Raw genomic sequence first — 22,641 nt, 5'->3', positions numbered from 1 at the left:
ACGAGGTCCGCAGCGCCTCGTCGGGAGCTGTGTCATGAACCATCGCGATCAGCTACCGGTGCCGATCGACGATGCCTTGGTCTGGGTGGCTTTGGCGGTGTCGGCGGGGGACTGGCCCGACTTCGCCATCTTCTCGATCTCGGTGTCGAACGCGTTCGCGACCTGCTCCCAGTTCACGATCGCGGGCGGCGCCTTCGCGCTCTCCAACTGCTTGCCGAACACCGGCAGCAGCGGGTCGGAGGCGATGCTCGGGTCCTGCCACGCGCTCTTCACCGCCGGCAGGTCGGACGACATCTTGAACCACGCCGCCTGCGTCTTCGCATCGGACAGGAACTTGACCAGCTTCCACGCGCTGTCCTTGTTCTTCGACGTCTTGAACACGACGAAGTTGGACCCACCCACGAACGACGTCGAGGTCTTGTTCTTCGGGATCTCGAACACCCCGATGTTCGGCTTGATCGCGTCGCCGCCGAGCTTGGCCACCGACCCGGCCATCCACGGACCGGAGATGAACATCGGCACCTGGCCGTTGACGAACTGCGCCTCGGTCTGGTTCGGCGGCAGGTCGGTCCCGGCCAGCTTCTCGGTGAAGAAGCTCTGGTAGTACTTCAGCCCCTCCTGCATCTCCGGGGTGTCGAAGGTGAACTCCTTCTGGTCGTCCGTGGTGAGGTTCGCGCCGGCGGACCAGGCGAACGGCATCACGGTCTGCCAGGAGCCGGTACCGCCCGGCTGCAGGTTGATCCCGTACTTCGCGCCGGCCTTCTCCTTCATCGCCTTGGCCATCGCCTTCAGGCCGTCCCAGTCGGTCGGCGGCGTGGTGATCCCGGCCTTCGCGGCCAGGTCCTTGCGGTAGTAGACCAACCGCGTCTCGACGTACCACGGAACGCCGTACTGGGTGTCGCCCACCTTGGTGGTGTCCAGCGCGCCGGGGTAGAAGCCGTTGCTGTCGAAGCCCTGCGGGGTCGGGTCGAGCGCGCCGAGGTCGGCGAACTCGCCCATCCAGGTGGTGCCGACCATCGCGGCGTCCGGCAGCGACTGCGCGGTGATCGCGGTGGTGAACTTGCTGTGTGCGGCGTCCCACGGGATCGGCGTGACGGTCACCTTCACGCCCGGGTTCGCCTGCTGGAACTGCTGCATCAGCTTGGGCAGGTTCTCGCCCTCGGTCCCCATCGCCCACACGGTCAGATTGCCGGTGGCGGGTCCTTCGCTGACCGTCGTCGTCGCCTGTGAACCCCCGCTCGGGGTGTCCTCGGACCGGCCACATCCCGCGAGGGCGAGAGCTGTGGCGGTGAGCGCAGCGCTGCCGATCACCAATCGGCGGCGGATGCTGTGGGTGAACATGTGTTGTCTCCTCACTCGGTTCCTGCTGCATCCCCCGGTTGCGCCGTGCCACAGCTGTCCCGTAGCACGAGTTGCGTCGCCAGTACGTCGTTCCGCGCCCGGGTCCGTTCCCCGGTCACGCGTTCGTGCAGTCGTTGCGCCGCGAGCCGGCCGAGCTCGATCATCGGCTGCCGCACCGTCGTGAGCCCCGGCGACACGTACCGCGCCGCCATCACGTCGTCCCACCCGGTCACCACGATCTCGTCCGGTACGCCGATCCCCTGCGCACTCAGGCTGTTCATCGCCGCCAGCGCGAGCTCGTCGTTCGCGCAGACCAGTCCGTCCGGCGGGTTCGTTGCCCGAAGCACCCTCTTGCCGACCTCGGCGCCCGCTTCCTCGGTGAGCGGGACGCGCTCGGGCTCCGGCGGCTTCAGCCCGCGACGGGCGTGGGCCCGGGCGAACCCGGCGTACCGCTCGGAGACGTCGTACGAACTGGCCGGATCGCCGACGAACAACAGTTTCGTGTGCCCGTGATCGAGCAAGCGGTTCGTCAGCTGCTCGGCGCTGGCCGCGCTCTCGCTGCGGACGGAGTCGCAGCCGGTCATCGGGGGATGGGCGACCAGCACCAGTGGGGCGCCGGTCTTGCGTAGGTCCTGGATCGTCGGCAGATCCAGAGCGTTGCCGTGGACAACTATCCCGTCGACCCGGCCGGCCAGGTCGCGGGCGCTGCGGCGGGGATCGGGGTGGCCGTGGGTCACCGTGATCACCACGCTCTGGCCGTGCTCGCCGGCCCAGCGTTCGTACCCCATCAGCAGGTCGCCGTAGAACGGGCCGGCCAGGTCGGGCAGTACGAGCCCATGCGCCTCATGCCGTTGTACCGCCAGGCTTCGGGCGGCGCGCAGCGGTACGTAGTTGAGCTCCTGCGCCGCCTGGTCGACCCGGGCCCGCGCCTTCTCTGACACCGGTCCGGTCCCTTGCAGGACGCGCGAAACCGTCGCGATCGACAGCTTCGCGCGGGCCGCGACGTCGTAGATCGTCGCCGGCCTCCCGCTGGTTCCGGATGCCACGTGCTCGCTCCTGAGGGTCGGAGTGGAAGCGCTTACAGTTTCAGACCCTGCCCTGCTCCAGGTGCATCGGTCAAGACCTCGGCGCGGATCTGCGACGATGAAAGCGTGACCACACCGGAACGAACCGACCAGCTCTTCCTGGTCCGGCACGGCGAGACCGAGTGGAGCCGGTCCGGCCGGCACACGTCCGTCACCGACCTTCCGCTGACCGCGGACGGCGAGCAGGTCGCGGCGTCGCTGAAGCAACGCCTGGCGGCCGAGAACTTCGACCTGGTCCTCACCTCACCGCGGCAACGGGCCCGGCGTACGGCGGAGTTGGCCGGCTACCCGGCCGCCGAGGTCGACGACGACCTGGTCGAGTGGGACTACGGGGACTACGAAGGCATCACCACCGCGCAGATCCGCGAGACCGTGCCCGGCTGGACGGTCTGGGACGATCCCGTACCCAACGGCGAAACCCCGGCCCAGGTGGCGGCCCGCCTGGATCGCGTCAATGCGCGCATCGCCGCCGTCGACGGCGACGTCCTCGTCTTCGGCCACTCCCACGCCCTGCGCGCCCTCACCGCCCGCTGGCTCGAACTCGACGTCACCGCAGGCCGCCACTTCGTCCTCAACACCGCCACCATCTCAGTCCTGGGCTGGGAACGTGGCTCCCCAGCAGTCCACCACTGGAACAACTAGCCGCTCTTCGGAAACAAGTCGCCGGTGAGAGACTCCTTGTTTCCGAAGATCGTCAGCGGACCGGGCAGGAAGGCCCGCACCGCTTCGCCGCCAGGGCCGGCGCTCGCCGACGCAGTACCTGCAGCACCTGTACGGCGGCCTGACACGGCCGGACGGTGACGTCGAACCAGCCGTAACGCAGCGTCGACTCGGTCCGCAGCGTGGCACGGTTGTCCCGGTCGAGGTCACGCCACCGCTGCCGCGGGACGAGGTGGAGGCGCCCGTCGAGCTCGACCACGAGCTCGAACCCGGGATAGAACACGTCGGTGAACTCGCGGTCCACCGCGCGTTGCCGCTGCCCGGCCGGCAACGCGTGCCGGCGTTCGACGTCGCGCAGATAGCGCAGCTCGAGCAGAGAATGCGACCCGGTAGCGACATCCTCGATGATCGGTCCTAGCGACCGGCGATGCCGCAACCGCGGACGGACGGCCAGTGCCCTCATGATCTCCGCGGGAGCGACTCGGCCGCTCTGGCAGGCCTCGGCGATCACCGCAGCCGCCCGGTCAAGCGATCGTGTGATGCCCACGATGTCGAGGACGGCGTGCGCCGGAGTCCGTCGAGGCGGTACGACGGCCGCGAGGCGAGCTGCCCAGTGCTGGTCGCGATGTACGACGAGATTCGGCTGCCGCCTGACCCGGCGGTGTTCCGGGATCGTCACATGCACCGGGCGGTTGCTGTCCGGGGTGATCAGGCCGAGTTGCTCCGCCGCGGTGTGATGGCTCCAAGACGCTTCGGGTCCGGAGTAGAGCAGGGCCGCCAGCAACTGCTCGTCGTACCCGATGGGGCCCGTGTGGGTGGCGTACACGCCTGGGTGAACGGTTTGCCAGCGCCGAGCCCGCAACGGCTGCCGGATCCGCGCCTTGGACCAGCCCGCGGCGGACAGCTGGACGCGCGACACGATCCGATTCTGGTCATGGATCAGCGCATCGATGCCCTCGTCGGCGAGCCGTCGCCGCCACCACCAGTCCATCCGCTCAAGCGTGACTGATTTCGCCGCCGCTCGCCGAGGCGGCTGTGGACAACCGCCTCGTACAGTCGCTGTCCGGAAAGAAGTCGCCGCTGGGTGGCGATTAGTTTCCGAGGTTCAGCTGTGGCTGATGAGCGCGAGCAGGTGGTCGAGGCGTTGCTGGTGGTGGGTGGGGCGGAGGCGGGATCCGTTGGCGAGGGTGGCCAGACCGTGCAGGGAGCTCCAGAAGACCTCGGTCAGGGTTTCGGGGTCGTCGGGTGCGAAGGGGGTGACGACGGCCAGGATCTCGCCGAACGTCGTTCGCAGGATCGCGGGGGTGCCGGCGTCGCCGAACACCAGGTCCGTGCGCCGTACGAACATCGCGTCGTAGACGGCCGGATGCTCCCCGGCGTACCGCAGGTAGGCCTCGGCCAGTCCGCGGAGGCCGTCGCGTTCCCGGCCCGCGCGAAGTCCGGCGGCCAGTTCTTCGAAGCCTTCGAGGGCCACCGCGGTGGAGATGGCGTCCATGTTCTTGAAGTGGCCGTAGAGGACGGGCTGGCTGTAGTCGACGGCCTCGGCCAGGCGGCGGGTGGTGACGGCCTCCCACCCTTCGGCCTCGGCGAGTTCCCGGGCGGTCCGGACGATCAGCTCCCGCCGCTCCTCCCGCGCCCGTTCCCTGCGTGTCTGACTCGGCATAGACCGGATCTTAGCATTGCTAGACAATCTAGCAACGGCAGTGTTAGCGTCGCTAGGGAAGTTAGCGCTGCTAGATCAAGGAGTCAGTCATGCGTCGTTTCGTCACCGTGCTCACCATCCTGCTCGGCCTGTTCCCGATCTCGTTCGGCCTGCGGTTCCTGTTCGACGGGCACGGGGCCGCCGCTGGTTTCGGCATCGATCCCTGGCCGACCGGCACCGCGGCCGGTTACTTCGCCGTGAAGGGGATCCGCGACACTGTCCTCGGCCTGAACATCCTGGTCCTGTTCGCCCTCGGCCAGCGCCGTGCCACCGGCATCGTGATGGCGCTCGCCACACTCATCCCGGTCACGGACATGATCGTCGTACTCACCCACGGCGGCTCGGTCGCCACCGCGCTCGGCGTCCACGGCCTGACCGCAGTGGTGGTCGTCGTCGACGCCTGGCTGCTGCTCCGCGAACGCTCGGCTGTCGCGGCCGCTCAGTCGGTTGGCGTCCACTCGTAGAGGTCGATGGTGCAGTACTCGCGGAACCCGAGCCCGGCGTACACAGACCGCCCGGCCGGCGACGATCCCAGTACGCCGTACTCCGCAACGCCGGCGGCCTCGCGGAGGGCGGCGTACGTGATCGCCGAGCCGATCCCGCGCCGTCGCGCCTCGGGGACCGTCATCACGAAGTACACCCCGGCGACGCCGGCGCCGAGGAAGATCGTGGTCGTCGCGACCGGCTCACCGTCGAGCCGTCCGAGGTAGTGACGCCAGGGATCCCCGTACCCGAGCTTCCGGTAGACCTCGGCGACCCACCGAGCCTCCTTCACACCCTCCCCGAATCCACGCCCGAGCGTCGCCTCCCACGTCGCGAGCTCCTCGTCGTCCCATACGCGCGTGATCTCCAGCCCTGGTACGACGGCCGGCGTACGCAACTCGTCCAGCCGCACCGCCATCCCGGGCTCACTCCCGCCGAACGCGAACCCGCTCGCGACCAGCCGCTCGGCCAGACCGTCCAACCGCATCGACGGCCCGACATGCCAGGTCCCCGGTACGCCGTGATTCCTCAACTCAGCAAGGGATTCCGCGATCACCTGCTCGCTGGTCCCCCCAACCACCGCGTTGTGGTAGTCGATCGGCGACCCCCCGATCGTCCACCGTCCTCCGGCGTCGTCGCGCTGCACACCACCTCCGGCGGCCCCCATCGCCATCAGCAGTTCGGCCGCGTTCTCCTCGATCGCCCGCACCACGTTCTCCATGGGCGACAGTCTGCCGATCACCCGAACGCAGCGCGATTGCTTTCCACCCAACCGCGGAAGGTGCCGGCCGGACACCCGAGCACCCGCTCGACATCAGCGGTCAGCATTTCGCCCGGATCGCCCGGGTGCGCGGCCTGATCAGCCAGGACCGGTGCTCCTGGTCGACCGCGGCGGCGGGGGCGGGGTACGCCGATCAGTCGCACCTGATCGCCGATTTCCGCGCGCTGATGCGGGTCACGCCGGCGGCGTTCGCCACCGGCCGGGTCCCGGTCACCGACTGCTGATCAGCCGGGCAGGGCGTTCCACTGTTCCAACGTGGAAACGAGCAGGGTCGTGGTCGGCAGGGCGAGGAACTCGGTACGGGTGACGAACTTCGCGTCGGTCGCGTCGTCACCGGGAGTGAGCGTGCCGCCCACCGCGGTCGCTGCGTAGTCGCGGATCACGTAGAGCCGGCCCCTCGGGCCGTCGCGTTCGACCTCGCCGACCATGGCCCCGACCTGCACGGTCAGGCCGGTTTCCTCGGCGACCTCGCGCGCCACCGCCGCCGGATCGTCCTCGCCGGGCTCGACTCGCCCGCCGGGGATGGACCAGAGCCCGCGGCCGGGCTCGTTGGCCCGGCGTACCACGAGCAGCCGGCGCTGCTCGTCGTACACGAGAGCACCCACACAGTCGACCCGCTCGGCATCCATGCGACGGCAGGATAGTGCTCGCCTGGGGACAACTGACAGGTCCGGCGAGTGAACGCGGCTAGCATCTGCGGTGACAGATGTCCTGATCAGGGCATGGTCACGGACACCGAAGGGATCCTCACCGCTCGTGCGCATCGATCTGCACACCCATTCGAACCGCTCGGACGGCACCGATCCGGTGGACGTCCTGATCGCGCACGCGCAGCAGGCCGGCCTCGATGTGATCGCGCTCACCGATCACGACACCGCCGACGGGTGGACCGACGGCCGCCGGGCCGCGGAGGAGCTGGAGATCGGGTTCGTGCCGGGGATCGAGATCTCCTGCAAGCTTCGCGGCATCAGCGTCCACCTGCTCGGCTACCTTCTCGACCCGTCGCAGCCCGAGCTCGCCGAGGAGCTGCGGATCGTCCGTGACGGCCGCACCGACCGGATCCCGTCGATCGTGGCCCGGCTCAACAGCATCGGCGTGTCACTGACCGTCGACGAGGTGCTGGCCCAGGCCACCGGTACGCCGTCCGTCGGGCGGCCGCACGTGGCCGACGCACTGGTCGCCAATGGCACGGTCGCGAACCGGGGTGAGGCGTTCGACCGGTACCTCGCCGACGGCCGGGCCGGCCACGTCTCGCACTACGCGATCGAGCCCGGTCGCGCGATCGACCTGGTCCGCGCGGCCGGCGGCGTACCGGTGATCGCGCACCCGTGGGGCCGGTCCAGCTACAAGGTCATGACCCAGGACACCATCGCCGCGCTCGTCGCGGACCACGGCCTGGCCGGGATCGAGGTCGACCACCAGGACCACTCGGCCGAATCCCGGGCCACGCTGCACCGGATCGCCGACGAGCTCGGCATCATCGCCACCGGCTCCAGCGACCACCACGGCGCGGGCAAGATCGACCATGAGCTGGGGGTGAACTCGACCGAGCCCGAGCAGTTCGAGCGGCTGCTCGAGGTCGCCAAGGCCAATGCCGCCGCCACCGACGCCCAGGTCCCCGAGGCCTACCTGCCGTGAACAGTGTCATCAACCTCGGGCTGTTGAGCGAGGTCGTGGTCACGCTGTTCGTGATCATGGACCCGCCCGGCACCGTGCCGGTGTTCATCTCGCTGACCGCGGGCCAGTCTCGCGCGGTCCGGAAGAAGGCCGCCTGGCAGGCGGTGCTGGTCGCCTTCGGTGTGATCGTGGTGTTCGCGGCCTTCGGGCAGCAGATCCTGCACCACCTCGGCATCACCCTGCCCGCGCTGCAGTGCGCGGGCGGTCTGCTGCTTCTGCTGATCGCGCTGCAATTGCTGACCGACACCGCCGAGGACCCGGTCCAGACCAAGAACGTCAACATCGCCTTCGTCCCGCTGGGTACGCCGTTGCTGGCCGGGCCGGGTGCGATCGTCGCGACCATGGTGTTCGTGCAGCGGGCGAACGGCGCACTCCCGGACGTGATGGCGATATCGGTCGGCATCATCCTGATCCACGTGGTGATGTGGCTGACGCTGCGGTTCTCCGGGATCATCATGCGGTTGCTGGGGGAGAACGGCGTACTCCTCGTCACCCGGATCGCCGGCCTGCTCCTGAGTGCGATCGCCGTACAGTTGGTGGCCGATGCCGTCACCGACTTCATCAAGGCGGGCTGACGTGAGCGACATGCTGCCCGGGATGCCGACACGGCTGTTCGTCGCGACGCCGACCAAGCTGCTCACGTTCGCGGACTGCAAGCGGAAGTACCGGTACACGTACCTGGAGACGCCGCGGCCGCCGAAGGGGCCGCCGTGGGCGCACAACACGGTCGGGGCCATCGTGCACGAGGTGCTCGCCGACTTCTTCGGTCGCTGGCCGGCCGCCCGCCGTACGCCGGACGAGGTGGTCGCGAAGATGCGGTCGAGCTGGCGGAGCGAGGGCTTCCGGGACGACCAGCAGTCGCTGGACTGGCGCGAGCGGTCGACCGAGATGGTGCTCGGGTACCTGCGCGACTCGGATCCGTACTACGAGCCGCGCGGAGTGGAGCGCACCGTCGCCTTCACCACCGAGCGGGCGTCGCTGCGCGGGCGCGTCGACCGGATCGACGAGCGCCCGGCGCGGGACGGCAGCGGTGGGACCGAGCTGGCGATCGTCGACTACAAGACCGGCCGGCGACCGCTGACACCGGTGGACGCGCGGTCGTCGTTGGCGATGGCGCTGTATGTGCTGGGCGCGCGACAGGTCCTGCACAAGCCGTGCACGCGGGTCGAGCTCCACCACCTGCCGACGAACACGGTGGCGGCGGCCGACCATGACGACGCCTCTCTCGCCCGCCACCAGCGCCGGGCGGAGTCGATCGCGGACGATGCGGCGGCCGCCGAGGTCCGCTGGCGCGAAGGGCTGACCCCCGCCGAAGCCGACGAGGCGTTCCCACCTGAGCCGTCACCGCTGTGCGGCTGGTGCGACTTCGCCCGCATCTGCCCGCAAGGCCGCCGCACCGCCCCACCCCGCGACTCCTGGGCCGGCCTCGACGACACGTCTCCGATCCCGTCCACGGACGAGTCCGCTAGCTGATCGTGCCTGACGCTGGCTGAGGTCGGTTGAGGGGCGCCGTACCAGCGGCGTGTGCGTGGGGTGCCAGCGGGGGAGGCGAGGGTGGAGGCACGAGAGAGGGGTGCCTGATGGGTGCGAAGACTGTGAACAAGCTGGCGGTACCGGGGGCGACGCTGCACTACGAGGTGACGGGGGCCGGACCGGTGCTGCTGCTGATCGCCGGGTGCGGGACGGATGCGGGGGTGTTCGACGGGATGGCCGGGCAGCTCGCGGCCGACTACACCGTGGTGGCGTACGACCCGCGCGGCAACTCGCGCAGCCCGTACGACGGTCAGCCGGCCGACGAGTGCGTCGACCAGTCGGCCGAGGACGCGCTGGCGTTGATCGACGCGGTCGCCGGCGACGAACCGGCGTTCGTCTTCGGCAGCAGCTCCGGCGCGATCACCGGACTCGAGCTGATCACCCGCCACCCGGACCGGGTGCGGATGCTGGTCGCGCACGAACCGCCGTGCGTCGAGGTGCTGCCGGACGTCGAGGACGCGCGCGCGTTCTTCGAGGACGTGCACGACACCCACAAGACCGACGGGGTCGCGGCGGCCGACGTGCTGTTCCTGATGGGCACCGGGATGGACGACGACGCGATGCCGCCGCTGGAGGACCTGCTGCCGGAGTACCGCGAGCTGGCCGAGCGGATACAGGCCAACGCGGGCAACTTCTACCAGCACAAACTGCTGCCGTTCACCCGCTACCAGCCGGACCTGGACGCGCTGAAGACGGTCGCCGACCGCATCGTCCCGGCCGCCGGCCGACAGTCGATCGAACTCCTCCCCGGGCGCCCGATCCAGCTGATCGCGGAACGCCTCGGCTGGCCCGTCGTGACCTTCCCCGGCGGCCACGCCGGCTACTCGAGCCACCCGGCCCCGTTCGCCTCCCTCCTGAACCGCGTCCTCGAAGCCGAGATCAGCTGATCCCTCCCAGTCCCGGTCCGGGCGAGGTCTGAGGGGTCCCCGCCCGGACCGGTAGTCCTGCGCAGGGCACCAGTCGTGGGAGCACCACCGAAGAATCCGGTTGACGACTGCCCGGAGTGCGGCGTACTGTCCGATCCTTGCCTTGAAAACGGTGTGGTTCAGCCATGCCTGTCACAGTGGTGTCCGAACCCCCCCGGTCCTGTCGGATTCGGGGTAGTTCTGCGTGCCGCTGGATCCGGACACCACCTCGAAGTCTGGAGAGGAGGCTGCCGTGGGCGTCTACTGGGCGATCGGCGTACGGTCGTTCCGGCGCTTCTCGACGTACCGGATCGCGACCGCGTCCGGCGCGTTCACCAATACCGTGTTCGGGTTCATCCTGTGCGGTATCTACCTGACCTTGTGGCACGAGCGGCCGGGGCTCGGCGGGTACGACGTCTCCGATGCGCTGACGTTCGTGTGGTTGCAGCAGGGGCTGCTGATGCCGATCGGGATCTTCGGTGCCACCACCACGGTCGAGCTCGGCGAGCGTGTCCGCAGCGGTGAGATCGCCGTCGACCTGTACCGGCCGACGCATCTGTTGCTGTGGTGGCTGTCCGTCGACCTCGGGCGCGCGATGTTCCAGCTGCTGGTCCGCGGCGGTGCGCCGCTGCTGGTCGGTGCGCTGGTGTTCGACCTGACGTTCCCGAGCGACCCGATCACGTGGCTCGCCGTCGCGGTCGGGCTGGTGCTGGGGATCCTGGTGAGCTTCACCATCCGCTACCTGGTCGCGTTGTCCGGGTTCTGGATCACCGATACGCGGGGCATGGAACAGCTCGCGCTGTTGTTGTCGTGCTTCTTCTCCGGGACGATCCTGCCGCTGGTCGTGTTCCCCGGCTGGCTCGGCGAGTTCGCGCGGGCGACGCCGTGGGCCGCGACGCTGCAGGTGCCGATCGACACCTGGCTCGGCCGCAACCCCAACGGGATCGCCTCGGCGCTGATGTTCCAGCTCGGCTGGCTCCTGGTGCTGCTGCTGGCCGGGCAGCTCACCACGTCGGTGGCGACCCGGAAGGTGGTGATCCACGGTGGTTGAGCGACTCCGCCGGGCACCCGCTCAGTACTGGATGCTCGTCCTGATGTGGATCCGGTCGTCGCTGGCCTATCCGGCGTCGTTCGTGCTGATGCTGTTCAGTTCGATGCTGCTCACCGTGACCGACTTCGTCGCGATCGTGCTGATGTTCAGCCACATCGACACGTTCGGCGGGTTCACCATCGGGGAGATGGCGTTGCTCTACGCAACGGCCTCGATGACGCTCGGGATCGCCGACTTGTTCACCGGATCGATCGAGCGCGTCGGTGAGCGGATCCGGACGGGCTCGCTCGACGTCTACCTGATCCGGCCCGTGCCGGCGTTCCTGCAGACCGCCGCGGACGGGTTCGCGCTGCGCCGGATCGGCCGGCCGCTGCAGGCCGGCCTCGTCCTGGCATTTGCCCTCGGCAACGTTCACGTCGATTGGACGGCGGCCAGGATCGTCATGCTGGTGCTGTCCGTGATCACGGGCTCGATCATCTTCGCGGCGATCTTCGTGCTCGGCGCCGCGTTCCAGTTCCTCGCGATCGACTCCGCCGAGCTGGCCAACTCGTTCACGTACGGCGGTCAGACGCTGACGCAGTACCCGTTGTCGGTCTTCGGCAAGGAGATCGTCCGGGCCGTCACGTTCGTCGTACCGCTGGCCTTCGTCAACTACTACCCGGTGCTGTTCGTGCTGGGGAAGCCGGCCCCGCTGGGCCTGCCGTCCTGGATCGGTCTGCTGTCTCCGCTGGTCGCCGTCGCGATGGTCGCGCTGGCGTCACTGGCGTGGCGGGGCGGTCTCCGTCGTTACCGCAGTACAGGGAGCTGAGCAGTGGCAGTCATCGAGTTGTCGGACGTGTCCCGCACCTTCACCGTCACGTCGCGGAACGGATTCCGCCGTACCCGCCGGGAAGTGCGCGCCGTGGACGGCATGTCGTTCACCGTCGAACCAGGCGAGGTGATGGGCTACATCGGGCCGAACGGCGCCGGGAAGTCCACAACGATCAAGATGCTGACCGGCATCCTGGTCCCGAGCAGCGGCACGATCCGCGTCGCCGGGGTGGACCCGTCCCGCCACCGGCTCAAGCTGGCCAAGCGGATCGGCGTCGTCTTCGGGCAGCGCACCACGCTGTGGTGGGACCTGCCGCTGAAGGACTCGTTCGCCGTACTGCAGAAGATGTACGACGTTCCGATCGCGAAGCACCGGGAGAACCTGGCGACGTTCGTCGAACTGCTCGACCTCGGCGAACTGCTCGACGTACCCGTTCGTCAACTGTCGCTGGGGCAACGGATGCGCGGCGACATCGCGGCCGCGTTGCTGCACGACCCGGAGATCGTCTACCTCGACGAGCCGACGATCGGGCTGGACGTGATCAGCAAGGCCCGGCTGCGCGAGTTCCTTGCCCAGGTCAACGCGGAACGCCGTACCACCGTCATCCTCACCACCCACGACCTCGACGACATCGAAGCCCTGTGCAGCCGGGTGATGGTCATCGACCACGGCCACCAGATCTACGACGGCACCCTCACCGGCCTCCGCGCCAGCCAGTCGGCCCCTCGCACCCTGGTCGTCGACCTGGCCACCTCCCTCCCACCCATCGAGATCCGAGGCGCCACCGTTGTCAAGGTCGACGGCCCCCGCCAGCACCTCACCTTCCCCACCACCACGAGCGCCGCCCCCCTCCTCTCCCAAATAGCCGCCAACTACCCCCTCGTAGACCTCTCCGTAGCCGAACCCACCATCGAATCCGTCATAACCCAGCTCTACACCCCCACCCACCACTGATCAGGGGTTGTGACCGGCGGCCATCGAGAGGACGTCTGAAGGGTCCTGGGGGTCCGGATCGGAGCGCCACTTCTGCAGGGCAGTGGCATGGTCCGTCTCGTCGAGGGTGCCGACGCCGTCCTGGATCAGACGGCGAGCCTCAGCCGGACCGATGTCCTCGTAGGTGAACCACCGCTCCGCGTAGAAGTCGTTGCGCAGGGCATTGTTCGCATGGAACTTGCCGGTATTGGCGACGTACGAATACATGATCTCGTGCGCCAACGCGGCGACCCACACCTGCCGCCCCTCTTCCTTCACCAGATAGAGCTTCATCGCGTGATCCCGTCGTTCCTGTCTAGTGTCCTGGATTGCGCCACAGGTAGCTCATGGTCCGGCACCGGACCCGCCTGATACCGCGGAGGTTGCCGGGAGTCACTGTAGTTATTGACTGCGACCTTTCGTCCGCCGAGCCGTGTCAGCCCGTCGATCCCGGTCGGAGGCTGAAGTGTGGCTGACAGATCGACGCACTGCTGCCGCGCGGCGGTCCGCTCGACGAGCGTGGCCGTGTCGCTGCGATCGATCTCGTACCAGCGCGTCGTTGCCTCCTTGACCTTCACCGACGCGGTCGAATGGAACTGCACCTCGACACGCGGACCGCGCGGTGGTGCGAGGTAGGCGTGGATGCCCTTGTACCGGGAGCCTTCGGTGTACGAGTGCATCGCGTAGGTGACCTGCCAACCGCGACGGTTGAGCTCGTCGACTGTCTGTCGAGCTGCCCGGACCAGCTCCTCGGATGTCCGAGTCAGCGCGGTGTATCGCAGCACGTCGTCGATCGGGAAGCGGCGGTCGAGCTCCTCCCAGAGCTGGATCTTGCGGGCGAGGGACTCCGGCGACTTGATGCGCCGACTCAGTTGGTACGGCGCTGCCGACGCGGGCAGCGAGTCCAGGAAGTCCGCGGTCACCCGAGGCTCGATCGCTGTCACCTCGGCGAGCAGCCGCATGCTCTTCTCCACGGCGGGCCGGCCGTGCATCCTGGCCATGGCGGCCACTGACGCCAGGCTCGGTCCCCAATCGAGCTCGCCATGCGCAGCGAAGGCTCGGTGCAACTCGGACGGCTCGGATGACATCTGATCTCCCCAGGTCGTGGTTCTTCGACCGTAGTGACCGGGGGGACCGGCTGTGGGGCGATTTTCGCGGATTGTGGATAACTCGGGGAGGTTACGAAGTGGGGTGGGGTGTGACTTGGGGGGTGGTGGGGTCGTTGAACTGCGGGTAGGGACCCAACCGGAAGTGGGATTCGGGGGTAGACAGGGTATGCCGACGATGACGGATGAGCCTGCTGTGGTGGTGGGTCCGCCGGCGGACGGGGCTGGGTTCGTCGAGTGGGTGCGCCCCCATCTGCCCGCGATGGCCCGACTGGCGGGGCGGCTCGCGGTCGGGGCCGACCGGGACGACATCGTGCAGGACGCCCTGGCGCGGGCGTGGTCGAAGCGGAGTCAGTACGACGCGAGCCGGGGTACGCCGTCGGCGTGGCTGCTCGCGATCACCGCGGATCAGGCGCGTAAGGCGGCACGGCGGTTGCGGCCGGCCGGTGAGTTCGACGATCACGATCGACCGGTGTCGCGGCCGGACCTGGATGCCCGGATGGACGTGGACCACGCGCTCACCTCGTTGTCGGCCAGACAGCGCCTCGCAGTGGACTGCTACTACTTCGCCGACCTGTCGATCGCCGACACGGCCGCGGTGATGGGCTGCTCCGAAGGCACCGTCAAGTCCACCCTGTCCGATGCGCGGTCCCGCCTGCGCACCCTGCTGGAGGTCAGCGAATGAACCCGACCGACGAGGTCGACGACCTGTTGACGCGGGCCGGTGCGCGGTGGCGCGCGGACCAGCCGTCGGCCCCCGAACCAGACCTGGACCATCTTCTCGGCGGCCGCCGCCGTCCCCGTCGCTGGGTGCCGGCGCTGGCCGCCGCGAGCGTCGCGGCGATCGCCGCCGCCGCGCTCACCGTCCTCCCGGACGGCGGCCAGGACTCGGCCGCCGTCCCGCCCGCGACCGGTGACACCCAGCAAGCCATTGCCCAAGGCAACCAGGCGGCCACGCCGATGCCCGGTGCCACCCAACCGGATCCGGTGAACGACAAGCTGCTGGTCCGCGCCGGTGACAAGGTCCAGGCCAGCGGCGAGGTGATCGCCGTACCAGGTCAGGAGCCTGTGTTCTGCCCGTCGCACCCGACGGACCTGGTGGGTTATCCGCCCGGTCAGGAGCCCGCTCCCAGCTGCCCGGCCACCATCGCCGTCAAGCTCAAGGGCGTCGATCTCGCCCGGCTCGGCGACGTGCGGACGATCAAGAACGTACGCCAGGGGACCGCGACCCTGATCGGGACCTGGGGCGACCGATCCATCGACGTCCAGGAGCAGAAGGCGTTTGTCGTACCGCCCGCACCGCAGATCCCGCCGCTGCCGTGCAAGGCGCCGCAGGGCGGCTGGGTGTCGAAGCCGAACAACCTCAACGCGCCCGCGGTCCTGGCCTTCCTCGACGCGCACAGCTCCCAGATCTCCGAGCCGCTCATCCAGTACCCGGCAGGCCATGGCCGGAGCAAGCCGGTCGTTGTGCAGGTCGGCGTCGCGCACGGGGATCTGGCCGCGTTCCGGACCTCCCTGGACAAGGTGTTCGACGGCAACCTCTGCGTGTCCCGGGCCCTGCTCAGCCGCGGCGACGTCAACCGCATCTACCAGAACCTGACCAACCTCACGGCAAGGCAGGAGCTCGGTATCCAGACCACGTCCGCATCGTCCCCGGGCGGTGGCCGCGCCGAGGTCGAGGTCCTGGTCTACACCGAGGCAGTGAAGACCGCGCTCACGCCGGTCGGCCTCAACCTGCTGACAGTCAAGCCGGCGGTGCAACCAGTCGCGTGACCGCGCGGCCAGAGACGACCGCCGTCAGTCGATGAACGTCTGGTCGTGGAAGAAGTCGACCAGGAGCCGGGCCGTCGCGGCGGGCTGCTCGATGGCCGGGGAGTGGCCGGCGTCGGGGATGATCTGGGCCTGAATGCCGAGCCGCTCCGCCACGTCGGCCTGGACCGTGATCGGCCAGCCGTCGTCGGAGGCGCCGTACGCCACCTGCGTGCGGACGCCGGACTTGGCCAGCCGGTCGGTCTTGTCGTCGGCGTCCATCAGGCGGCGGGTGATCTCGGCGAGGCCGGCCGGGTTGTTGCTGGTGAACCGCTTGCGGAGGAACGCCGCGATCTCATCCGGCGGCGTCACGTACCCAGGCACCTTGCTGTCGTGCTCCAGCTTCAGGTCGTACACCTGCTCGATCGGCAAGTTGTCCAGCCCGAACGCGAGCATCTGCAGGCCCTGCACCTTCGACTCGTCCGTGAACGCCGCCGGACCCGAACACAGCAGCGTGATGGTCGAGAACACCGACGGATCGGTCAGCACGGCCTCCCGCGCGACCAGTCCACCGAACGAATGCCCGACCAACTGGCTGTACCCGCCGAGCGCCTTGCTCATCGCCACCACATCGGCGCCGAACTCCTCCAGCGTGTACGCCGACCGCTCGGCCGGCCCGGGGGTCTCGTACTGACCACGCTGGTCGACAGCCACCGTGCGCCATCCGTACCGGCACAGGTGGTCGACCAGCGGAGTGAAGTCCTCCTTGCTGCCGGTCCACCCTGGCACGAGCAGTACAGTGCCGAGCGGCGTGCCGTACTTCGGCACCGCCATGAGCGTGGCGAACGAACCCCGGTCGGTGTCGAGGGTCGCGGGGTGGACCCCGTCGGGCAGCGTCAACGTGCGCGGCGTACTCACAAGTCAAGAGAGTAGTCGCCGGTACGGCACAATGGCCGGGTGCCTCGCACCATGGCAGTTGCCAACCAGAAAGGCGGGGTGGCCAAGACGACCACCGTCGCGACGCTCGGCGCTGCCCTGACGGAGCTGGGCCAACGGGTGCTGCTCGTGGATCTGGACCCGCAGGCGTGCCTGACGTTCTCGGTCGGTATCGACCCCGAGGACCTGGACGCGTCGATCTACCAGGTGCTGCTCGGCGGCGTGAGGCCGCGGGACGTGCTGGTCAAGCTCGAGGACGGATCCGACCTGCTGCCGGCCACGATCGAGCTGGCCACCGCGGAGGTGCGGATCGCGCAGGAGGCCAGCCCGGAGCAGATGCTGCGGACCGCCCTGCGCCCGCTGCGGGCGTCGTACGACTGGATCATCGTCGACTGTCCGCCGACCCTCGGGCTGCTGACCGTGAACGGATTGTCGGCGGCGTCCGAGGTCCTGATTCCCTTGCAGTGCGAGACTCTGGCGCATCGTGGCGTAGGGCAACTACTTGACACGATTCACGACGTACAGCGGCTGACCAACCCGGGCTTGCACGTGCTCGGCGTACTGCCGACGCTGTACGACGGCCGCACGACGCACGCCCGGGCGGTGCTGGAGACGATCGCGGACACGTACTCGCTGGATGTGCTGCAGCCGTCGATCCCGAAGTCGATCCGGTTCGCGGAGGCGCCGGCGATCGGGGAGACCATACTCAGCACCGCGCCGGCCTCGCCCGGTGCGAAGGCCTACCGGGCTCTGGCCGGCGCGCTGCTGTGACCTACTGCCCGCCGTCCGGAGTCTGCGGAAGGGCAGGCTGACGGCGCAGGCGGTGCCGGTTCCGCCACAGCGGTACGCCGATCAGCGCGAGCAGCACCAGGAACGGGAGAACCGCGCCGAGTGCGGTCGCCAGTGCGGAGAAGGTCGCGACGAACGCGTGCCAGCCGCCCTTGAGCCCGGCCAGGAAACCGCGATCCGGGTCCTCCGTGACGGGAGGCTTGCCCTTCTCGGTCAGGGTCAGCGTGAGCGTGGCGAGCTCGGTCTGGAGGGAGAGGTTCTTCTGCTTGGCCAGCATGGACTCCAGGTCGGCCTCACGCCGGGTCAGTTCGGTCTCGACCGAGACGATCTCGCCGATCGTGTTCGCCTTCGCGAGCAGGGTTCGCATCCGCTCCAGGCTCGCGCGCTGGGAGCTGATCCGGCTCTCCACGTCGACGACCTGCTCCGTGACGTCGGCGGACTCCTGGTGGATCTGCACCCGCTTGCCCAGGTCGGACAGGCGCTGGATCGCGGTCTCGTACGACGCGGTCGGGACCTTGAGCACCAGGTTCGCCTGGGTGATCTTGCCGTCGGCATTGCTGCCGGTGTCCTCGGACGCGACCTGGCCACGCAGTGCGGTGACCACGGTGATCGCCTTCTGCCGTTGACCGTTCACGTCGTCGGCCTCGACCGTGAGCGAGCCCGTCTTGATGATCGCCCGGGTCACGCTCGGCTCAGCCTGCGGCTGCCCTGGCGCCTTCGGTGCGCCGTTGCTGGACTCGCCCTCCGCGACTTTGCCGCTGTCGCCCGCGGAGGCGCCGCTTCCGCCGTCCTGCCGCTGCGCGGGAGCGGACATCCCCTCGGCGCTGCTTTCGTTGCTGTTGCCCCCGCAACCCGCCAGCAACACGACCCCCAGCGCCGCCATTGCGACCACGGCACCCCTGATCCGCCTCATCACCCAGCCCCTCTCTGTGGTTTCCGTCCTAGGACGGTCCACGAGAGGCTAGGTGTTGCAGGCTGAGGTCACTGTTCAGCCACGGTCGGGCGACGGGCAGGTCACTCCGGAGCGGAGAACAGCGGGACGGTCGGGCTCGTGCCCGGCTCCGGCGCAGCCTTCTCGGCAGGCTCGGCCGAGGCAGGTTCGGTGGCGGCAGGTTCGGTGGCGGCAGGCTCGGCAGCAGCCGTCTCAACGGCCTTCTCGACAGGCTTCTGCGCGGTCTTGCGAGTGCGGGCCCGCTTGCGCGGCTTCCGCTCGGCCGGAGCCTCGGCGGCCTCCGTCGCGGATTCCGTGGAGGGCGGTACCTCGGTCTTGGTGGTGACGTCGGCGTTCTCCTCGAGCGGCTGCCCCGAGCGCGTGCGCTTGCGGGTCCGGTTCCGCTTCCGGGCCGCCGGACGCTCGCCGTCCTCGGCGCGGTCCTCGCTGCGGCGCGGCTCCCGGGCCGGCTTGTCCTCGCGCTGCTCCCGGGCCGGCTTGATCCGGCCCTTCGCGTCGGTCGGGATGCCCAGGTCGTGGTACAGCTCCGGCGACGTCGAGTAGATCTCCTGCGGCTCGTCGTACGGCAGGTCGAGCGCCTTGTTGATGGTCTTCCAGCGGGTCACGTCCGGCCAGTCGACGAACGTCACCGCGATGCCGCTCGCACCTGCCCGGCCGGTCCGGCCGATCCGGTGGATGTAGGCCTTCTCGTCCTCGGGGCAGGTGTTGTTGATGACGTGCGTGACGCCCTCGACATCGATGCCGCGGGCCGCGACGTCGGTGCAGATCAGTACGTCGATCTTGTCGCCGCGGAACCGGGTCAGCGCCCGCTCGCGGGCCTGCTGGTTCAGGTCGCCGTGGATCGCGGCGGCCTTGAACCCGCGGTCCTGCAGGTCGTCGGTGAGGCGGGACGCCTCCCGCTTGGTCCGGCAGAAGATCATCACCCGGCCGCGGTCCTCGGCCTGCAGGATCCGCGCCACCACCTCGGGCTTGTCCAGGTCGTGCGCCCGGTAGACGAACTGCGCGGTCGTCGGCACCATCTCGGTGTCCTCGTGCGACTCGGCGCGGATGTTCAGCGGGTGCCGCATGTGGGTGCGGGCCAGCGCGATCACGGCCGACGGCATCGTTGCCGAGAACAACATCGTCTGCCGCAGCTCGGGGGTCTTGCGCAGAATGCGTTCCACATCGGGCAGGAAGCCGAGGTCGAGCATCTCGTCGGCCTCGTCGAGGACCAGGACCTTGATGTGGCCGAGGTCGAGCACGCCGCGGTTCGCCAGGTCCAGCAGGCGTCCCGGCGTACCGACGACGACGTCGACGCCCTTCTTCAGTGCGTCCAGCTGCGGCTCGTACGCGACGCCGCCGTAGATGGTCAGGACCCGCACCGTACGCACGGTCGACGCGGTCGTGAGGTCCTTGGCGACCTGGATGGTCAGCTCACGGGTGGGGGTGACGACCAGCGCCTGAGGCTTGCCGGGGGCGGCCAGTTCCTCGTAGTCGGCCTCGCCGGGGGAGATGGTGCGCTGCAGCAACGGAATGCCGAAGCCAAGCGTCTTGCCGGTGCCGGTCCGGGCCTGACCGATCAGGTCAGTGCCCATCAGGGCTACCGGGAGCGTCATTTCCTGGATCGGAAACGGCTCGACGATGTTGACGCGATCGAGCGCGTCACAGATCTCGGGTAAGACCCCGAGCTCTCGGAAGGTGGTCAGGCTGATCGCCTCTCAACATGCTTGATACGGACAGGTGCTCTGTGGCCGGGCGCCAGAGGCTTGTCAGCCTCGTCTGTGAGGCGCGGGGACACTGTGCAAGCACCTCGCACCAGCTTGCCCATCTGGGCGCGTCACCGGCGAATCGCCCACCAGTGTAACCGCATGAGCTGTCAACGCCGCTTCGTGTGGTTTGCGCCACTCCCGCCGGTGGACAGATAGGGTGCCGGGCATGGAGCAGACGGCCTTTGATGATCCCGCCTACCGGGCCGCGGCGGTGGATCTGCTGGGAGTTCTCGCGTACGGCGAGCTGACCGCGTTCGAGCGGATCGCCGAGGACGCCAAACTGGCACCGACCCTGAACGACAAGGCCGAGCTGGCGGCGCTGGCGACGACCGAGTTCGGGCACTTCCGGCAGTTGCGGGACCGGCTGGTCGCGCTCGGCGTGGACCCGATGGAAGCGATGCGGCCGTTCGTGACGCCGCTGGACGCGTTCCACGACCACACCGCGCCGTCGGACTGGCTGGAGGGCCTGGTCAAGGCGTACGTCGGGGACGGTCTGGCCAACGACTTCTACCGCGAGATCGCGTCGTTCGTGGATGCGGAGACGCGGGCCCTGGTGCTCGAGGTGTTCGCCGACTCCGGGCAGGCCGAGTTCGTCGTGGACCGGGTCCGGGCCGCGATCGAGGAGGACCCGAAGCTGGGTGGCCGGCTCGCGCTGTGGGGCCGCCGGCTCGTCGGTGAGGCCCTCAGCCAGGCGCAGCGGATCGCCGCCGACCGGGACTCGCTGGCCGCCCTGCTGGCCGGCAGCGTCGACCGGCCCGGACTGGACCTGGCCGCGATCGGCCGGATGTTCACCCGACTTACCGAGGCGCACACCGCCCGGATGACCGCACTCGGCCTCCAGGCCTGACCCGACCCGACCCGACCCGACCCGACCCGACCCGACCCGACCACCCTCTGACCGCTGCGCATTTGAACGGATAACCACGCGAGTTGCCCCTTCTCCACCCATATCAAGGGGGGAGAACCGGCAAGGCCAGGGGTTATCCGTTCAAATGCGCGGGAGGGTGGGCGGGGGGAACGCAGAGCGGCCGCCTGCCCCGGATCGGAGTGGCGGCCGCTGAGGTGAGGTGGTCAGGCTGCGGTTTTCGATCTGCTCTGGTAGCCGGCGATGACGCCGACGACGATCACGGCGCAGATGATCTGGATCAGGTACTGCGTCCAGTCCAGGCCGGGGGTGTCCTTGACTCCGAAGGCTTTCGCGATCAGACCGCCGATGAAGGCGCCGATGCCGCCTCCCAGGATGGTCCAGCCGAGGCTGATGTTCTGCTTGCCGGGGAGCACCAGCCGGGCCAGCGGCCCGAAGATGATGCCCGCGATGAGACTGACGATGAGCATCCAGACCCAGTACACGGTTCCTCCTTATGAGGGATGGCTGACCCGCACCCCGGCCTGGCGCCCCGTGCTACCAGACCACTGCAACGCAGGTCTTACCGCCATCGTGCCCCCTGGGTGGCAGTCCGCAACCGGGACACGCGCGACTGTGTCCGGACCGCGATCAGATCGCGCCGAACCCGACCTTGCGAATCGACACCTCGCCGATCTCGACGTACGCCAGCCGGTCGGCCGGAATGATCACCCGGCGGCCCTTGTCGTCGGTGAGCTGCAGCAGGTTGGACTTGCCGCTGAGCGCCGCCGCGACCGCCTCCTGGACCTCGTCCGGGCTCTGCTCGCTCTCGAGCACCAACTCACGATTGGCGTGCTGTACGCCGATCTTGACCTCCACGAAACCCTCCGGGCACGTTCCGACCGGCGGCTCTCGCCGGTGACGGTTCGAGCCTATCCGCTACCGCCCCCCAGCTCTCACCCGTCCGCCCAGAGCAGAACCCCCGTACCTACCCCACCCCACCCCCCGCCCTCTGGCGCTGCCCACACCTTGCCCGCCCCACCTCCCGCCCCGCGCCCAGCCTGCCCCGCGCCCAGCCCGCTCCGCGCCCAGCCCACTCCGCCGTGCGGAGGATCGGATATCCCTTGGTGTTGTGGGTTCTCCCCTCGTATACGAACGGAGAAGGCACAACACGAGGGGATATCCGGGTCTCCTGTCTGATGTGTGGGTCAGGTTCGGCCGGGGAGGGGTGGTCGGTAGCCGCCGAGGGTGAGCATGGCCAGGGCGATGAGGGCGTGGGGGTCTTTGAAGCCGAAGGCGATGCGGGTGATGAGGCGGATCTTGGTGTTGACCGCCTCGATCCGGGCGTTGGACAGGCCGTGGTCGAGGCTGGCGTGGATGGCGGGCAGGTGCCGGCGGATTCTGCGGCCGAGCTGGACGAAGACGCCGATGCGGCTCCGGCCGGCCCAGGCCAGCCATGCTTTCAGGGCGTGTTTGCCGGCGTCGCCGCCGAGCTTGAAGACGTGGCGTAGGCCTT

28 protein-coding genes are annotated in these 22,641 nt (G+C 69.0%); 14 read left to right on the top strand and 14 right to left on the bottom strand.

All coding sequences use genetic code 11. The annotated features are described in order from the left end of the window. Nucleotides 1-48 precede the first annotated feature (48 nt). On the bottom strand, nucleotides 49-1,341 hold the full coding sequence (locus tag ACGFH6_RS00140; protein ID WP_393379045.1) for a sugar ABC transporter substrate-binding protein: 1,293 nt from the start codon (nucleotides 1,339-1,341) through the stop codon (nucleotides 49-51). An 11-nt stretch (nucleotides 1,342-1,352) separates the two neighbouring features. Further along, the gene (locus tag ACGFH6_RS00135; RefSeq protein WP_393379043.1) at nucleotides 1,353-2,387 is read right to left on the bottom strand and encodes a LacI family DNA-binding transcriptional regulator; all 1,035 of its coding nucleotides are present in this window, start codon (nucleotides 2,385-2,387) and stop codon (nucleotides 1,353-1,355) included. 105 nt (nucleotides 2,388-2,492) lie between these two features. On the opposite strand from ACGFH6_RS00135, the gene ACGFH6_RS00130 reads away from it, so the two are divergent. Next, nucleotides 2,493-3,068: a histidine phosphatase family protein gene (locus ACGFH6_RS00130; RefSeq protein ID WP_393379041.1), complete on the top strand. Its 576-nt coding sequence runs from the start codon at nucleotides 2,493-2,495 to the stop codon at nucleotides 3,066-3,068. A 52-nt stretch (nucleotides 3,069-3,120) separates the two neighbouring features. Here ACGFH6_RS00130 and ACGFH6_RS00125 read toward each other — a convergent pair whose 3' ends face one another. Continuing rightward, nucleotides 3,121-4,077 (bottom strand): hypothetical protein, encoded by a 957-nt coding sequence (locus ACGFH6_RS00125; protein WP_393379038.1) that lies wholly within the window; start codon nucleotides 4,075-4,077, stop codon nucleotides 3,121-3,123. Between the two features lie 114 nt (nucleotides 4,078-4,191). Continuing rightward, nucleotides 4,192-4,749 (bottom strand): TetR/AcrR family transcriptional regulator, encoded by a 558-nt coding sequence (locus ACGFH6_RS00120; protein WP_393379036.1) that lies wholly within the window; start codon nucleotides 4,747-4,749, stop codon nucleotides 4,192-4,194. A gap of 89 nt (nucleotides 4,750-4,838) precedes the next feature. Between ACGFH6_RS00120 and ACGFH6_RS00115 the strand changes: the two genes are divergently transcribed. Next, complete coding sequence (locus tag ACGFH6_RS00115; RefSeq protein WP_393379033.1) at nucleotides 4,839-5,252, top strand: DUF4267 domain-containing protein; 414 nt, start codon at nucleotides 4,839-4,841, stop codon at nucleotides 5,250-5,252. Here ACGFH6_RS00115 and ACGFH6_RS00110 read toward each other — a convergent pair. Continuing rightward, nucleotides 5,228-5,992, bottom strand: a complete 765-nt coding sequence (locus ACGFH6_RS00110) for a GNAT family N-acetyltransferase (RefSeq protein WP_393379031.1) — start codon at nucleotides 5,990-5,992, stop codon at nucleotides 5,228-5,230. The two genes, ACGFH6_RS00115 and ACGFH6_RS00110, sit on opposite strands and share 25 nt — an antisense overlap. Before the next feature lie 125 nt (nucleotides 5,993-6,117). Here ACGFH6_RS00110 and ACGFH6_RS00105 point away from each other — a divergent pair, with 125 nt between their 5' ends. Beyond that, entirely contained in the window at nucleotides 6,118-6,276 is a 159-nt protein-coding gene (locus tag ACGFH6_RS00105; protein WP_393379028.1) for a hypothetical protein, read from the top strand. On the opposite strand, the gene ACGFH6_RS00100 is transcribed toward ACGFH6_RS00105, so the two are convergent. Next, on the bottom strand, nucleotides 6,277-6,681 hold the full coding sequence (locus ACGFH6_RS00100; protein ID WP_393379026.1) for an NUDIX hydrolase: 405 nt from the start codon (nucleotides 6,679-6,681) through the stop codon (nucleotides 6,277-6,279). A 127-nt stretch (nucleotides 6,682-6,808) separates the two neighbouring features. Here ACGFH6_RS00100 and ACGFH6_RS00095 point away from each other — a divergent pair, with 127 nt between their 5' ends. The 7 genes from ACGFH6_RS00095 (at nucleotide 6,809) to ACGFH6_RS00065 (ending at nucleotide 12,983) form a co-directional block, all read left to right on the top strand. Further along, complete coding sequence (locus tag ACGFH6_RS00095) at nucleotides 6,809-7,690, top strand: PHP domain-containing protein (RefSeq protein ID WP_393379024.1); 882 nt, start codon at nucleotides 6,809-6,811, stop codon at nucleotides 7,688-7,690. Further along, the gene (locus tag ACGFH6_RS00090) at nucleotides 7,687-8,304 is read left to right on the top strand and encodes a MarC family protein (protein WP_393379021.1); all 618 of its coding nucleotides are present in this window, start codon (nucleotides 7,687-7,689) and stop codon (nucleotides 8,302-8,304) included. The genes ACGFH6_RS00095 and ACGFH6_RS00090 overlap by 4 nt, the downstream gene beginning before the upstream one ends. A 10-nt stretch (nucleotides 8,305-8,314) precedes the next feature. After that, nucleotides 8,315-9,202 (top strand): RecB family exonuclease, encoded by an 888-nt coding sequence (locus ACGFH6_RS00085; protein ID WP_393381134.1) that lies wholly within the window; start codon nucleotides 8,315-8,317, stop codon nucleotides 9,200-9,202. Nucleotides 9,203-9,309: 107 nt separating this feature from the next. Further along, the gene (locus ACGFH6_RS00080) at nucleotides 9,310-10,149 is read left to right on the top strand and encodes an alpha/beta fold hydrolase (RefSeq protein WP_393379019.1); all 840 of its coding nucleotides are present in this window, start codon (nucleotides 9,310-9,312) and stop codon (nucleotides 10,147-10,149) included. A 271-nt stretch (nucleotides 10,150-10,420) separates the two neighbouring features. Further along, nucleotides 10,421-11,218, top strand: a complete 798-nt coding sequence (locus ACGFH6_RS00075) for an ABC transporter permease (RefSeq protein WP_393379017.1) — start codon at nucleotides 10,421-10,423, stop codon at nucleotides 11,216-11,218. Further along, complete coding sequence (locus tag ACGFH6_RS00070) at nucleotides 11,211-12,026, top strand: ABC transporter permease (RefSeq protein WP_393379015.1); 816 nt, start codon at nucleotides 11,211-11,213, stop codon at nucleotides 12,024-12,026. The genes ACGFH6_RS00075 and ACGFH6_RS00070 overlap by 8 nt, the downstream gene beginning before the upstream one ends. 3 nt (nucleotides 12,027-12,029) lie before the next feature. Continuing rightward, nucleotides 12,030-12,983: an ATP-binding cassette domain-containing protein gene (locus ACGFH6_RS00065; RefSeq protein WP_393379012.1), complete on the top strand. Its 954-nt coding sequence runs from the start codon at nucleotides 12,030-12,032 to the stop codon at nucleotides 12,981-12,983. Here the strand turns inward: ACGFH6_RS00065 and ACGFH6_RS00060 are convergent, their stop codons facing one another. Further along, nucleotides 12,984-13,295 (bottom strand): hypothetical protein, encoded by a 312-nt coding sequence (locus ACGFH6_RS00060; RefSeq protein ID WP_393379009.1) that lies wholly within the window; start codon nucleotides 13,293-13,295, stop codon nucleotides 12,984-12,986. Further along, a complete protein-coding gene (locus ACGFH6_RS00055; protein WP_393379007.1) occupies nucleotides 13,292-14,089 on the bottom strand; it encodes a hypothetical protein in 798 nt (265 codons plus the stop codon). Before ACGFH6_RS00055 ends, ACGFH6_RS00060 begins: the two co-directional genes overlap by 4 nt. Before the next feature lie 196 nt (nucleotides 14,090-14,285). Here ACGFH6_RS00055 and ACGFH6_RS00050 point away from each other — a divergent pair, with 196 nt between their 5' ends. Beyond that, nucleotides 14,286-14,792: an RNA polymerase sigma factor gene (locus tag ACGFH6_RS00050; RefSeq protein ID WP_393379005.1), complete on the top strand. Its 507-nt coding sequence runs from the start codon at nucleotides 14,286-14,288 to the stop codon at nucleotides 14,790-14,792. Then, nucleotides 14,789-15,880 (top strand): hypothetical protein, encoded by a 1,092-nt coding sequence (locus ACGFH6_RS00045; RefSeq protein ID WP_393379003.1) that lies wholly within the window; start codon nucleotides 14,789-14,791, stop codon nucleotides 15,878-15,880. The genes ACGFH6_RS00050 and ACGFH6_RS00045 overlap by 4 nt, the downstream gene beginning before the upstream one ends. A 24-nt stretch (nucleotides 15,881-15,904) precedes the next feature. On the opposite strand, the gene ACGFH6_RS00040 is transcribed toward ACGFH6_RS00045, so the two are convergent. After that, a complete protein-coding gene (locus ACGFH6_RS00040; RefSeq protein WP_393379001.1) occupies nucleotides 15,905-16,774 on the bottom strand; it encodes an alpha/beta fold hydrolase in 870 nt (289 codons plus the stop codon). Between the two features lie 39 nt (nucleotides 16,775-16,813). Between ACGFH6_RS00040 and ACGFH6_RS00035 the strand changes: the two genes are divergently transcribed. Next, entirely contained in the window at nucleotides 16,814-17,563 is a 750-nt protein-coding gene (locus ACGFH6_RS00035; protein ID WP_393378998.1) for a ParA family protein, read from the top strand. 1 nt (nucleotide 17,564) lies between these two features. On the opposite strand, the gene ACGFH6_RS00030 is transcribed toward ACGFH6_RS00035, so the two are convergent. Both ACGFH6_RS00030 and ACGFH6_RS00025 read right to left on the bottom strand, forming a co-directional pair. Further along, complete coding sequence (locus ACGFH6_RS00030; protein ID WP_393378995.1) at nucleotides 17,565-18,494, bottom strand: DUF4349 domain-containing protein; 930 nt, start codon at nucleotides 18,492-18,494, stop codon at nucleotides 17,565-17,567. Between the two features lie 101 nt (nucleotides 18,495-18,595). Further along, the gene (locus tag ACGFH6_RS00025) at nucleotides 18,596-20,128 is read right to left on the bottom strand and encodes a DEAD/DEAH box helicase (RefSeq protein ID WP_393378992.1); all 1,533 of its coding nucleotides are present in this window, start codon (nucleotides 20,126-20,128) and stop codon (nucleotides 18,596-18,598) included. 319 nt (nucleotides 20,129-20,447) lie between these two features. Here ACGFH6_RS00025 and ACGFH6_RS00020 point away from each other — a divergent pair, with 319 nt between their 5' ends. Further along, nucleotides 20,448-21,128 carry a ferritin-like fold-containing protein gene (locus ACGFH6_RS00020; protein WP_131358941.1) on the top strand — a complete coding sequence of 227 codons (681 nt, stop codon included), beginning with the start codon at nucleotides 20,448-20,450 and terminating at the stop codon, nucleotides 21,126-21,128. A 224-nt stretch (nucleotides 21,129-21,352) separates the two neighbouring features. Here the strand turns inward: ACGFH6_RS00020 and ACGFH6_RS00015 are convergent, their stop codons facing one another. The 3 genes from ACGFH6_RS00015 to ACGFH6_RS00005 form a co-directional block, all read right to left on the bottom strand. Beyond that, nucleotides 21,353-21,631, bottom strand: a complete 279-nt coding sequence (locus tag ACGFH6_RS00015; protein ID WP_393378989.1) for a GlsB/YeaQ/YmgE family stress response membrane protein — start codon at nucleotides 21,629-21,631, stop codon at nucleotides 21,353-21,355. A 145-nt stretch (nucleotides 21,632-21,776) separates the two neighbouring features. After that, complete coding sequence (locus ACGFH6_RS00010; protein ID WP_131358936.1) at nucleotides 21,777-22,004, bottom strand: DUF3107 domain-containing protein; 228 nt, start codon at nucleotides 22,002-22,004, stop codon at nucleotides 21,777-21,779. A gap of 329 nt (nucleotides 22,005-22,333) precedes the next feature. Next, a partial coding sequence (locus ACGFH6_RS00005; protein WP_393378987.1) for a transposase occupies nucleotides 22,334-22,641 on the bottom strand: 308 nt, incomplete at its 5' end.

It is taken from the genome of Kribbella sp. NPDC049227, from assembly GCF_043197265.1.
Lineage (GTDB): Bacteria > Actinomycetota > Actinomycetes > Propionibacteriales > Kribbellaceae > Kribbella.
The sequence above is the reverse complement of the archived record's forward strand: the minus strand, read 5'-3'. Positions and strand labels throughout refer to the sequence as shown.

Excerpts from the sequence above, each read along its gene's own strand:
- ACGFH6_RS00025 (WP_393378992.1), bottom strand. The coding sequence starts at position 20,128 with ATGACGCTCCCGGTAGCCCTGATGGGCACTGACCTGATCGGTCAGGCC.
- ACGFH6_RS00115 (WP_393379033.1), top strand. The coding sequence starts at position 4,839 with ATGCGTCGTTTCGTCACCGTGCTCACCATCCTGCTCGGCCTGTTCCCG.
- ACGFH6_RS00020 (WP_131358941.1), top strand. The coding sequence starts at position 20,448 with ATGGAGCAGACGGCCTTTGATGATCCCGCCTACCGGGCCGCGGCGGTG.
- ACGFH6_RS00140 (WP_393379045.1), bottom strand. The coding sequence starts at position 1,341 with ATGTTCACCCACAGCATCCGCCGCCGATTGGTGATCGGCAGCGCTGCG.
- ACGFH6_RS00085 (WP_393381134.1), top strand. The coding sequence starts at position 8,315 with ATGCTGCCCGGGATGCCGACACGGCTGTTCGTCGCGACGCCGACCAAG.
- ACGFH6_RS00030 (WP_393378995.1), bottom strand. The coding sequence starts at position 18,494 with ATGAGGCGGATCAGGGGTGCCGTGGTCGCAATGGCGGCGCTGGGGGTC.
- ACGFH6_RS00125 (WP_393379038.1), bottom strand. The coding sequence starts at position 4,077 with ATGGACTGGTGGTGGCGGCGACGGCTCGCCGACGAGGGCATCGATGCG.
- ACGFH6_RS00100 (WP_393379026.1), bottom strand. The coding sequence starts at position 6,681 with ATGGATGCCGAGCGGGTCGACTGTGTGGGTGCTCTCGTGTACGACGAG.
- ACGFH6_RS00110 (WP_393379031.1), bottom strand. The coding sequence starts at position 5,992 with ATGGAGAACGTGGTGCGGGCGATCGAGGAGAACGCGGCCGAACTGCTG.
- ACGFH6_RS00120 (WP_393379036.1), bottom strand. The coding sequence starts at position 4,749 with ATGCCGAGTCAGACACGCAGGGAACGGGCGCGGGAGGAGCGGCGGGAG.
- ACGFH6_RS00045 (WP_393379003.1), top strand. The coding sequence starts at position 14,789 with ATGAACCCGACCGACGAGGTCGACGACCTGTTGACGCGGGCCGGTGCG.
- ACGFH6_RS00060 (WP_393379009.1), bottom strand. The coding sequence starts at position 13,295 with ATGAAGCTCTATCTGGTGAAGGAAGAGGGGCGGCAGGTGTGGGTCGCC.
- ACGFH6_RS00055 (WP_393379007.1), bottom strand. The coding sequence starts at position 14,089 with ATGTCATCCGAGCCGTCCGAGTTGCACCGAGCCTTCGCTGCGCATGGC.
- ACGFH6_RS00050 (WP_393379005.1), top strand. The coding sequence starts at position 14,286 with ATGACGGATGAGCCTGCTGTGGTGGTGGGTCCGCCGGCGGACGGGGCT.
- ACGFH6_RS00080 (WP_393379019.1), top strand. The coding sequence starts at position 9,310 with ATGGGTGCGAAGACTGTGAACAAGCTGGCGGTACCGGGGGCGACGCTG.